Origin of the sequence: Brevibacterium sp. (genome assembly GCF_022712115.1) — a bacterium.
Taxonomy (GTDB): Bacteria; Actinomycetota; Actinomycetes; order Actinomycetales; family Brevibacteriaceae; genus Brevibacterium; species Brevibacterium salitolerans.
The window spans coordinates 1-11,003 of record NZ_JALAHB010000005.1 but is presented as its reverse complement, the minus strand read 5'-3'; the positions used below and the strand labels follow the sequence as shown (position 1 = coordinate 11,003).

The following is an 11,003-nucleotide window of genomic DNA, read 5'->3' as shown; positions in this document are numbered from 1 at the left end:
GTCCTCCCCGCCGCCGCGGCCCGCTCCCGGGGGCGCCACCGCCTCGAGGGGACGGGCCGGGCGGGGGGATGGGCCACCGAGGGTGCGGCCGCGCCCTCCCGCTCAGGCCGGGCTGTCGGAGGTGCGCATGCCTCCGGCGCGGAGGCGGGCAGCGCGGAGGCGCGGCTGGTCCATCACCCCATGTGGGCCGTCCGCTTCGATGTGGAACGCGGGCCGCGCGGTCTCGAACGTCTGCTGTGCCTCGTGGATGCGGTGTCCACCACCGCCCACATGGTGGCCGAACCACAGCTGGCCGCGGCGGTGCTGGACGCGGTGCGCCGCGGGGAGGAAGGCCTCGTCGACGCCTCCGGCGCTCCTGGCGCAGCTTCCCCGCACCGTCCGCCCACGGTGTCTGCGGAGGACGCGATGGAGGCCGCCAGGGCCGTGGCGGGAGCGGCCATGCGGAAGCGGGCCAAACTGGCCTTCCTGTTCTCCCTCAGACCGGCCGCGCGCCCGGCGCTCGTCCTCAAGCCCAACTGGCTCGTGCGCGCGCAGGGGAGCGCGGCGGAGGCGGAGTTCCTGCTGGACGGCCTGGACGGGTCACACTATGTGATCGCCTTCAGGCGCCGGGCCGGGCACGACCCGGAATAAGCGTGAAGACAGCGAATCTGCGCCTGTTTCGCCCATAGCCGCTCATAAGCGGCGGACGGTGAAGGGAATCTTGCCGAGTCTTGGACTCGTGGCGATACAGGCGAGTGAAGTGGAGCGCGCGGCATCACGCGCCCTCGGGGAGCTGCTGCGCACGCGGCGCTTGGCGAAGGCCCTCTCGCAGGAGCGGCTCGCCAACGAGATCGGCATCAACCGCAACTACTACCAGCAGATGGAGTCCGGGATCTCGCAGCGGAACCCGCGCACCCCTGCGAACCCCACCTTCCTCATGCTCATGCGCCTGAGCGAGGTGCTCGACGTGCCGGTGGGGCAGCTGGTGGATGAGGCGATCGAGGCGGGGAAGCAGGAGATCCGCAGACGCAACGGGGAGTGAGCGAGCTCCTCAGAAGCCCTCGACGAGGGCCTTCTGGAGCGTGGACAGGCCCACGGACCCCAGCCCCAGCGCTCGGGAGTGGAAGTCGCGCAGCGAGAACGCACGGCCGGCCGCCTCCTCCCGCGTGCGCACCTCCTCGCGGATCTGCTGCCAGATGCGCTGGCCCACGGAGTAGGACGGGGCCTGGCCGGGCCAGCCCAGGTACCGCTTGAGCTCGAAGTCGAGGAAGCTGTGCTCCATCGCGACGTTCTCGGTGAGGAAGGCCCAGGCCTTCTCGCGGTCCCAGACCCCGCCGCCCACGGAGGAGGGTGCCTGCTTCCTGCAGTGCACGCCGATGTCCACGCACACTCGCGCGGCGCGCAGGCGCTGCGAGTCGAGCATGCCGAAGCGGTCGCCGGGATCCGCGAGGAACCCGAGCTCGTCCATGAGCCGCTCCGCGTAGAGCGCCCAGCCCTCGCCGTGGCCGGAGACCCAGATGCCCTGCCGCCTCCACGCGTTGAGCCGGTCCTCCCTCATCACCGTCGCCCCCAGCTGGAGGTGATGTCCCGGCACGCCCTCGTGGTAGACCGTCGTCCTCTCCTGCCAGGTGGCGAACGACTCCACTCCGGAGGGCACGGACCACCACATGCGGCCCGGGCGGGAGAAGTCCGAGGTGGGCGGCGTGTAGTAGATCCCGCCCGTGCCGTCCTCCAGGACCATGCACTCGATGGTCCGCACCTCGTCCGGGATGTCGAAGTGCGTGCCGGCCAGCGCCGCGGTGGCCTCGTCGGCAGTCTCCTGCATCCAGCGGCGCAGGCCGTCGAGACCGTGGATCCTGCGGAGGGGATCGGCGTCGAGCCGCCGCATCGTCTCCGTCACGGATGAGCCGGGATACAGCTCCGCGGCGATCTCCTGCTGTTCGGCGTCGATGGAGGCGAGCTGCTCGAGTCCCCACTCGTAGGTCTCGTCGAGGTCGACCGTCGTGCCCAGAAAGGTGCGGGAGTGCAGGGCGTACTCCTCCCGGCCCACCGCGTCGTCCGCGCGTGCCTCGGGCAGCATCTGCTCGTGGAGGAAGGAGGCGAACCGCGAGTACGCGGTGCGTGCGGAGTGCGCGGCGTCGGTGAGCTCCGCCCGCAGCCCGGCGGAGATCCGGTCCGCGTCCGGCGAGTCCGCGGCTCCGGCGACGAACCGGTCGAAGTGGCCTCCGGCCTCGGCCGCGGCCTGCGCCTGTGCGATCACCGCCTCCACCTGCGTGCGTGCGGGGATGCGGCCGCCCGCCCGTGCCTCGAGGAGTGATTCGCGATGGCCCGCCAGCGCCTGGCTCACGGCGCGGAGGCGCGAGGCGTTGGCCTCCCAGTCCTCGGCCGAGGCGGTGGGCACGAGGTCGAAGAAGTCGCGCACCGCCTGCACCGGGGAGGCGATGACGTCCAGCTGCGAGGCGTCCGCGCCGATCGCGTGGATCTCGCGTTCGAGCCCGAGGCGTTCGCGCAGGGCGTGGGCGGTGACGGCGTCCGTCTCGTCGAAGGTCCCGGCGGCGCGGGAGGCCGATTCCGCGGCCTCGAGTGCGGAGAGCGTCCGCGCGGCGAGGTCGTCGCGGGCCGCCCAGCCGCCGGGGGAGAAGTCGTCGAGCTCGTCCTCCCGGCCGGGGGCTCCCACCTCCACGCGGAGCGCGGGGGAGAGGTCCAGCATGCTCCGGAAGTGGGTCTCCGCGACCTCGTCGACGGGAGTGGGTGTGCGGGGAGCCGTGGCGGGCGTGCCGGCTGCGGTGCCGGTGGCGGTCTGCTCAGTCATGGGAGCCAGCCTACTCAGGGTGCGCCCCCGCTGACGACACGACAGCGGGGGCGCCTGCGGCGGTGCGGCTCACTCCGGAGACGCGGCCTCGGCCGGTGCCGCAATGGCCCGGAGAGCGGCCAGATGGCGCTCCCAGCGGGCGAAGCCCTCCTTCGTGAGTGAGAGGGTGGTGCGCGGCCGCTTGCCCACGAAGCCCTTCGTGGCCTTCACCAGTCCCGCCTTCTCCAGTTCGGCGATCTGCTTGGAGAGGACGGAGTCGCTCACCTGGAGCTCATCGCGGAGCTCGCCGAAGGGGACGCTCTCGAGGGCGGCGAGGGAGGCGGCGATGGAGAACCGGACGGGGTGGGCGAGTGAGCTCTCGAGCCGGAAGCGCGGGTGGGCGGCCTGCGCGGTCATCGTCCTGCCCCTGCCTGCTGCGCCTGCCGTGCGTCCCGGGCCTTGGCGGCCTCCGTGCTCACGGCGATGACGAACGGGACCACGAAGGCCGGTGCGATGAACATGCCCAGCATCGTGCCGCCCAGCGTCATGCCGAGGACCCAGAGCACCGCCCAGACCCCCATGTAGACGAGCCAGCGCGTGCTCAGACCGCGGCGCCACCGCTCACGGAAGACCATGCCGGCGATGATTGCCGCACCGATCCACATGAACGCGAAGATGAGGATCGTGACGGTGGGCGACAGGCCTCCGGGAGGGGCTGTCATGTACGGGGCCAGGTGCATCCCGAGTGTGCCGAACGTGCCCACGGCGCAGAGGATGCCGTAGCAGATGAGGACGGCGGGGACCGGCGCCGGCAGGGTGCGCGCGGCACCTGCGGCCTGCGCGAGCATGGCCTGCGCCTGGGCCGCGCTGGGCTCTCCGCCCGGGCTCTGCGCCTCGCGGTCGGGTGGTGCGGGGTGGCTGGTGGGATGTTCCGGTGAGCGTGACATCGTCGTCTCCTCCTGTGCGGCTGCGGCTGCCCTGTGCGGCCGCCGCGGCCTCTGCGTCCCGAGCCCGGGTGAGGGGCTGCGGCTTCATCGATCGCCCTGTGGGTCCGTCCGGACTCTGCGGCAATGGATCCAGTATTGCAAGCACTTTCCAATCATGCAAGTACTTTCTTGAGGCTCCCCGGGGACCGGGCGAGCGCGGGACGAGGCGTACGATGGTGAGGTTCTGCCGCGCCCGCGAGCGCGGCCGCCGCTGCACCCGCAGCCCCGTCCCTTCGTCAGAGGAGCAGTGCCCCCACGTGCCCGCATCGGAACCGCAGCCCGCGCAGGAACCGCAGATCCCCCAGCCGCTGTGGACGAAGACCTTCGTCATCGGCATCGTCGTCAACCTCTTCATGTCGATGGTCTTCTACCTCCTCATGACGACGATGGCGCTCTACGCGGTGGAGAGGTTCCGGGCCGCGGAGACGGGCTCCGGTCTCGCGTCCTCCGCGTTCATCATCGGCGCGGTGGCGGGACGCGTGATCGCGGGCAAGTTCCTCGACTTCATCGGCAGGCGCCGGCTGCTCCTGGTCTGCATGGCGCTGTTCGTGGTCGTGGGGCTGGCGTACCTGCCGGTGGGCGACCTCACCCTGCTCATCGTGCTGCGGCTGGTCCACGGCGTGGCGTTCGGCATGGGGAACACCGCCCTCGTCGCCTCCATCCAGTCGATCATCCCCGGCGACCGGCGCGCGGAGGGCAACGGCTACTTCGGCACGGCCACGACGCTCGCGACCGCGCTGGGTCCGCTCATGGGCATCTGGCTGTCCGGCCAGTTCGGCTTCGGCATCCTCTTCTGGATCTCGTCCGCCTGCGGCCTCGCCGCCATGGCGGCCGCCTACTTCTACGTCGTGCCGGAGCGCGAGCCGGACAGCGAGGAGCGCCGCCGCAAGTGGTCGCTCCACCCCTCCACCTTCATCGACGTGCCGACGCTGCGGATCGGCTCCGTCATGGGGATCGCGGGCCTCGCCTACTCGGCCGTGCTGGCCTTCCTCAGCGTGTACGCGAACGGGCTGGGTCTGCCCGGGGCCTCGGCGGTCTTCTTCCTCGTCTTCGCGGTGGGCTCGCTGGCCGCACGCCTCTTCGCCGGACGGCTGCAGGACAGCTTCGGTGACAACGTCGTGCTGATCCCCGTGTTCGTCTGCTATGCGGTCGGCATGATCATCGTCGCCCAGGCGCATGCGACCTGGGCGTTCGCCCTCGCCGGCCTGCTGGTGGGCCTGGGCTTCGGATGCCTGCTGCCCTCGCTCCAGTCGATCCTCATCGCCCGCACCCCGGCGGCGCGGGTGGGCGTGGCGACCTCGACCTTCTACCTCATGCTCGACGCGGGCACGGGAGTGGGTCCGGTGGTGCTGGGGGCCGTGGCGGGCAACGGCGGGTACTCCGCCATGTACTGGCTGTGCGGCGGGCTCGTGGTCGTGGCGGCCGCCGTCTACCTGCTGGTGCACGGACGTCGTGCCCGAGGCGGCCTGCAGGGGCGCTGAACCGCCTCGGGCCATCCGCTCATGTCTCACTCCACGTCGATGTGGGACCGGAGAATCCGCGCAGAGTGAGACATGAGCGGCGGGAGAGCGCTCCCCGCCGTGGTCAGCTCGCGCTGTGCGGGTGCACCCGCACGAGGCGCTCGTTCGTGAACTGGCCGAGGGCCCAGCGCTCGTTCTCCCGGCCGTAGCCGGAGCGGTCGATGCCGCCGAACGGGTACTCCGGTCCCGATTCCTGGTGTGCATTCACGAGGCACATGCCCGCCTCGACCCGCTCGGCGAATCGCCGGCCCCGGTCCTCGTCCCGCGTCCACACGGAGGACATGAGGCCGTACTCGGTCTGATTGGCGAGGCGCAGGGCGTCCTCCTCGTCGGCGGCCCGGTAGACCATGACCGCCGGACCGAAGAGCTCCTCCCTGCCCAGATCGGACTCCGGATCGATGTCCGTGAGCAGCGCCGGGGACATGAAGAAGCCGGGACGGTCGAGCACGCGGCCGCCGGTGCGGAGCACTGCGGTGCCCTCCTCCACGGCCTTCTCGATGCGGGCGACGACCTCGTCACGGGCGTCCTCGGAGGAGAGCGGGCCCATGTCCGTGTCCGGGGCGTCGTAGTCGCCCACGCGCACGCCGTCCACGGCCTCCTCGGCCGCGGCGACGAAGTCGTCGTAGAGCTCGTCCACGACGATCATGCGCTTAGGCGAGGTGCACACCTGACCGGCGTTCGAGGTCCGGATCCCCACGAGCTTCCGTGCGAGCGCGCCCACGTCGTCCGTGTCGAGGACGACGGCGGGGTCGTTGCCGCCCAGCTCCAGCACCGAGCGCTTGAGGTACTTCGCGGCGATGCCCGCGACGGAGGCCCCCGCGGCCTCGGAGCCGGTGAGGGAGAAGCCCTTGACCCGGGGATCCTTCAGGACCTCCTCGGCGTCCGAGCTGTTGAGGTAGATGTTCGTGTAGACCCCGCCGGGCAGTCCGGCCTCCTCGAGCATCTCCTGGAAGGTCCGGGAGGAGCGCGGGCAGATCGAGGCCTGCTTCATGAGGATCGTGTTCCCCACCATGATGTTCGGCAGGGCGAAGCGGGCGATCTGGTTGTACGGGAAGTTCCACGGCATGATGCCCAGGAGCACGCCCAGCGGGTCGTGCCTCACATAGGTCCGCGAGGCCACGGGCGCGTCCGGCAGCTCGGTGGGTTCGAGATGGACCTTCGCGTTGTCCGCGAACCAGCGGGCGGTCGCCGCCACCTTCTTCGTCTCCGCCACTCCCTGCGGCTTGGGCTTGCCCATCTCGTGGCCGATGATGTCCGCGAGCTCCTCGGCCCGCGAGTCCACGATGTCCGCGAACGTGCGCAGGATCGCCGCGCGCTCGTCGACGGACGTCTCCCGCCACGTGAGATGCGCCTCGTGTGCGCGGTCGATGAGCGCGGGGATCTCGTCCTTGCCGAGGGAGGGGAAGGTCTCCTCGACGACGCCGGTGTTCGGGTTGGTCACTGCGAATGTGCTCATGTCCGCCACCCAACACCCCCTGTGCGCTCATGTCCAGGGGGAGAGGCGTGTTTTCAGCTCGGAGCGCACAGGCGGCCGGCGCACGGCTCGCCGGGCGCCGGCCGGTGTCTGCGAACCGCGACGGGTCTCAGAACCGCGACCGCCAGCTCCCGCGCAGCGGACGCCGGACCGCGCGGGCGGGGGAGGAGAAGCCGCCCCGTTCCCGGTCCGCGGCACCGCTGCTCTCGGCTCCGCCGCCGTGACCCGGGGCGCCGCCGTCGTCAGTGCCGGCCGCGGTGCCGCGGAGGCGGCCCAGCGCGGTGAGCGCGGCGACCGCGCCCTGCTGCGCGAGGGTGCGCTCGAGGGCGGTGGTGCGGGAGGCGCGCGTGCTGCGGCCGCTCACAGCGGGATGTTCCCGTGCTTGCGCGCGGGCTGGTCCACGTGCTTGTTCTCCAGCGCGCGCAGCGAGCGGATGATCCTCGCGCGGGTCTCCGAGGGGCGGATGACCGCGTCGATGTAACCCTCCTCGGCCGCCAGGTAGGGATTGAGCAGCTCGTCCTCGTACTCCTGGATGAGCTCCGCGCGGCGGGCCTCGACATCGCCCCCGGCCTCCTCGACCGCCTTGAGGTCGCGGCGGTAGACGATGTTCGCCGCGCCCTGCGCCCCCATCACCGCGATCTGCGCCGAGGGCCAGGCGAGGTTGATGTCCGCCCCCAGCTGCTTGGAGCCCATCACGCAGTACGCGCCGCCGTAGGCCTTGCGGGTGATGAGGGTGATGAGCGGGACGGTCGCCTCGCCGTAGGCGTAGATGAGCTTGGCCCCGCGCCGGATGATGCCGCTGTACTCCTGGTCCGTACCGGGGAGGAAGCCGGGCACGTCCACGAATGTGAGGATGGGCAGGCCGAACGCATCGCACAGCCGCACGAACCGGGCGGCCTTCTCCGAGGCGTCGATGTCCAGGGTGCCGGCCAGCTGCATGGGCTGGTTGGCGATAATGCCCACCGCGCGGCCCTCGACCCGGCCGAACGCCGTGATGACGTTGGGGGCGAAGAGCTCCGCGACCTGGAGCAGGGTGTCCTCGTCCAGCACGGTCTCCACGACGTCGAGGATGTCGTAGGGCTGGGAGGGGGAGTCCGGCACGAGGCCGTCCAGCGCGCGGTCCGCCTCGGACTCCTCGAGGTCCGCGGGCTCCTCGTAGGCCGGCACCGGGTCGAGGCTGTTCTGCGGCAGGTAGGAGAGCACGTCGCGGACGTAGTCGAGCGCGTCGGCCTCGCTGGAGGCGAGGTAGTGGGCATTGCCGGAGACGGCGTTGTTGGTGCGGCCGCCGCCCAGCTCCTCGTGGCCCACGTTCTCACCCGTGACGGTCCTGATGACGTCCGGGCCGGTGATGTACATGTGCGAGGTGCCGTCGACCATGACGGTGAGATCGGTGAGGGCCGGCGAGTACACCGCGCCGCCGGCGGACGGCCCCATGATGAGCGAGATCTGCGGGATGACGCCGGAGGAGGCGACGTTGAGGCGGAAGATCTCCGCGAAGAGCGCGATCGAGCCCACGCCTTCCTGGATGCGGGCGCCGCCGGAGTCGTTGATGCCGATGATGGGGCAGCCGAGCTTGAGGGCGAGCTTCTGCACCTTCACGATCTTGCGGCCGTTGGCCTCCGCCAGGGAACCGCCGAGCACGGTGAAGTCGTGGGCGAACACCGCCACGGTGCGTCCTTCGACGGCGCCCAGTCCGCAGACCACGCCATCCCCGTCCGGACGGTTGCGCTGCATGCCGAAATGGGTGTTGTGATGCCGGACGAACTCGTCGACCTCCTGGAAGGAGCCTTCGTCGAGAAGCTGTGCGATCCTCTCGCGGGCGGTCTGCTTGCCCTTCTTCCGCTGGTTCTCGATCGACCTCTCCGAGCCTGCGTGCGCGGCGGCGCGGCGGGCCTCGAATGCGGCGATGCGCTCAGCCGTGGTGCGCGGGACCGAGGGTGCGGGGGAGGATGCCGTGGACTCACTCATGGGTCACAAGCCTACGTGCGTCCGCACTGTGGTGACGAGAGTCCCAGGACGGGCCCGCCCGCATTGTGGTGCCGCGCCAAAACGGACTACGGTGATGTGGTGCACACAGAGCAGTACCGTTCGCCTCTCTTCCCCGCCGGATCGCCCGGCTCTCCGCTTCTGACGGGCCCCGATGCGCCGGTGGTCCAGGAGTGGCCCCCGGAGCAGACCTCGACCAACACCCGGCTCGCCGAACTCCTCGAATCCGGCGTCCGCATCCCGGACTTCGCGGCCGTGGGCACGGACCATCAGGTGAACGGCCAGGGCAGGCTCGGCCGCACCTGGACGGTGCCCGCAGGGGCCGCGCTCACCTTCTCCGTCCCCGTCGCGCTCCCGCAGAACGCGGACCTCGCGGGGCTGGGCTGGATCCCCGTCGTGACCGGCCTCGCGGTCACCCGTGCACTGGCCGGTCTGGGCGTGGCCGCCCGCATCAAGTGGCCCAACGACGTGCTCACCCCGGACGGGCGCAAGCTCTGCGGGATCCTCTCCCGTCTGGTCCTGCGCCCTGACGGGGGCCGCAGCGTGGTCGTGGGCGCCGGCGTCAACGTCTCGCTCACGGAGGAGGAGCTGCCGGTGGAGACGGCCAGCTCCGTCCTGCTCGAGGGCGGTGACCCCGATCGCGCGGCCCTGCTCGTCGGCATCCTCACCCACCTGCCCGGTCTGGTGCGCGAGGTGCTGGCCGCGGGCACCGGCTTCTCCCGGTCGGAGGCTGCCGCCGAGGTGCGTGCGGCGATGGCGACGCTGGGCTCCCACGTGCGCGTCCACCTTCCCGGCGACACCTCCTTCACCGGGATCGCCGTCGACCTCGACGACGAGGCGAACCTCCTGGTCCGCGACGACTCCGCCCCGGCCTCGGCGGAGCCCGTGCGGGTGTCCGCCGGAGACGTGGTGCACGTGAGGCCGGCATGAGCGAGGAGACGCCCGCCCAGTCGGGTGCTCCCTGGACCGGTTCCGTCCGCTGGGCGGATGCCGCGGACCCGGAGGCGTGGAAGCCGCGCACGCAGGCCCTGCCCCTCGTCGAGGAGCCGGCGGAGGCGCTGGAAGCCGGTGGGAGCGGAACCTCTGCCGCAAGCTCTCGTGCCGAGGGCGCGGACGAACGGGCTGAGGCGGACTCCGGTGGGCAGGAGGATGCCGAGGCCCACGCAGACGCGGAGGCCGGTGCCGCGGTGCCGGTCCGTGCAGGCGGAGATCTCCCCTCGGGAGAGGCGCATGCAGACGCGAGCTCTCCGGGAGGCGAACCGGAGGCATCGAGCGGTGACGCCTCGGCGCGGTCCGCGGAGGCCGAAGGGGAGCACGCGTCCGCTCCCTCCGCGGACGGCACCTCGCGGGCTCGGACCGGCGAGGAGCCAGCGCCCCTTGCGGACGAGTCCGGCGAGTGGTCCGTCCCCGGCGATCCGGACGCCGAGCGCGAGCTCTACGAGGAGGCCGCAGCGCGTGAGGCGGACGAGGTCGCGGACACCGTCTACGAACTCCGCAGCGCCGCGCAGCGCCTCGAGGAGCTGCTGATCGGAGGCAAGCGGGTCCTCACCCGCAAGGAGGTCGCGCAGCTCGCGGAGGTCTCCTCCGTGTCCGCGCGGAAGCTCTGGCGCGCCCTCGGCCAGCCGCTCATCCCGGAGGGGGAGGCCGCCTACACCGTCAAGGACGCCGAGGCCGTGCGCAGCATCGCGGACCTCGTCGCCTCGGGCCTCGTCGACGAGGAGACCGCGATGCAGTTCGCCCGCGGCGTGGGGCAGATGACGGACCGCCTCGTCGTCTGGCAGATGGAGGCGATGGTCGAGTACCTCACGGAGGAGAAGGATCTCAGCGATGCCGAGGCCCGCCGTGCCGTGCTGGACGTCTTCGCGGACCTCGTCGATCCGCTGCAGGGACTCATGGTCTACGCCTGGCGGCGCAACCTCGCCGGTGTGCTCAGCCGTCTCAACGTCAACGTCGAGGACGCACTGGAGATCGGCGGGGTGGCCCGCGGGCACGATGCGACGATGCCGCTGGCCCGTGCGATCGGATTCATCGACCTCGTCTCCTACACGCGGCTGTCGCAGCAGCTGGACTCCCGCGAGCTCGGCCAGCTGGTGAAGCACTTCCAGTTCCTCGCCTACAACATCGTGGCCGCCGGCGGAGGCCGGGTCATCAAGACCGTGGGGGACGAGGTCTTCTTCTCCGCGGAGACCCCGCAGTCCGGTGCCGAGATCGCGATGACCCTGCTGGAACAGGTGAAGGCGGATGAGAGCCTGCCCCCGTGCCGGGGG

11 protein-coding genes are annotated in these 11,003 nt (G+C 71.4%); 5 read left to right on the top strand and 6 right to left on the bottom strand.

Features of this window, described 5'->3' with window-relative positions:
• A partial coding sequence (locus tag Q0A33_RS00225; protein WP_291791401.1) for a hypothetical protein occupies window positions 1–630 on the top strand: 630 nt, incomplete at its 5' end.
• Window positions 631–718: 88 nt separating this feature from the next.
• Window positions 719–1,021 (top strand): helix-turn-helix transcriptional regulator, encoded by a 303-nt coding sequence (locus tag Q0A33_RS00220; RefSeq protein WP_291791398.1) that lies wholly within the window; start codon window positions 719–721, stop codon window positions 1,019–1,021.
• 9 nt (window positions 1,022–1,030) lie between these two features.
• Here the strand turns inward: Q0A33_RS00220 and Q0A33_RS00215 are convergent, their stop codons facing one another.
• From Q0A33_RS00215 to Q0A33_RS00205, 3 genes are all read right to left on the bottom strand, one after another.
• Window positions 1,031–2,791, bottom strand: coding sequence for a DUF885 domain-containing protein (locus Q0A33_RS00215; RefSeq protein WP_291791395.1), 1,761 nt, complete (start codon window positions 2,789–2,791; stop codon window positions 1,031–1,033).
• Window positions 2,792–2,860: 69 nt separating this feature from the next.
• Window positions 2,861–3,187 (bottom strand): transcriptional regulator, encoded by a 327-nt coding sequence (locus Q0A33_RS00210; protein WP_291791393.1) that lies wholly within the window; start codon window positions 3,185–3,187, stop codon window positions 2,861–2,863.
• The gene (locus Q0A33_RS00205; RefSeq protein WP_291791390.1) at window positions 3,184–3,717 is read right to left on the bottom strand and encodes a hypothetical protein; all 534 of its coding nucleotides are present in this window, start codon (window positions 3,715–3,717) and stop codon (window positions 3,184–3,186) included. The genes Q0A33_RS00210 and Q0A33_RS00205 overlap by 4 nt, the downstream gene beginning before the upstream one ends.
• Window positions 3,718–4,013: 296 nt before the next feature.
• On the opposite strand from Q0A33_RS00205, the gene Q0A33_RS00200 reads away from it, so the two are divergent.
• Window positions 4,014–5,237, top strand: a complete 1,224-nt coding sequence (locus Q0A33_RS00200) for an MFS transporter (RefSeq protein ID WP_291791388.1) — start codon at window positions 4,014–4,016, stop codon at window positions 5,235–5,237.
• A 103-nt stretch (window positions 5,238–5,340) separates the two neighbouring features.
• Here the strand turns inward: Q0A33_RS00200 and Q0A33_RS00195 are convergent, their stop codons facing one another.
• The 3 genes from Q0A33_RS00195 to Q0A33_RS00185 all read right to left on the bottom strand — a co-directional run bounded on the left by Q0A33_RS00195 (window position 5,341) and on the right by Q0A33_RS00185 (window position 8,718).
• Complete coding sequence (locus Q0A33_RS00195; RefSeq protein WP_291791386.1) at window positions 5,341–6,732, bottom strand: NAD-dependent succinate-semialdehyde dehydrogenase; 1,392 nt, start codon at window positions 6,730–6,732, stop codon at window positions 5,341–5,343.
• A gap of 127 nt (window positions 6,733–6,859) precedes the next feature.
• Window positions 6,860–7,114: a hypothetical protein gene (locus tag Q0A33_RS00190; protein WP_291791384.1), complete on the bottom strand. Its 255-nt coding sequence runs from the start codon at window positions 7,112–7,114 to the stop codon at window positions 6,860–6,862.
• On the bottom strand, window positions 7,111–8,718 hold the full coding sequence (locus tag Q0A33_RS00185) for an acyl-CoA carboxylase subunit beta (protein ID WP_291791382.1): 1,608 nt from the start codon (window positions 8,716–8,718) through the stop codon (window positions 7,111–7,113). Before Q0A33_RS00185 ends, Q0A33_RS00190 begins: the two co-directional genes overlap by 4 nt.
• A 99-nt stretch (window positions 8,719–8,817) precedes the next feature.
• Here Q0A33_RS00185 and Q0A33_RS00180 point away from each other — a divergent pair, with 99 nt between their 5' ends.
• Window positions 8,818–9,666, top strand: coding sequence for a biotin--[acetyl-CoA-carboxylase] ligase (locus Q0A33_RS00180; protein WP_291791380.1), 849 nt, complete (start codon window positions 8,818–8,820; stop codon window positions 9,664–9,666).
• Window positions 9,663–11,003 (top strand): adenylate/guanylate cyclase domain-containing protein (locus tag Q0A33_RS00175; protein WP_291791377.1); only part of this gene is annotated, 1,341 nt, incomplete at its 3' end. The genes Q0A33_RS00180 and Q0A33_RS00175, both read left to right, overlap by 4 nt.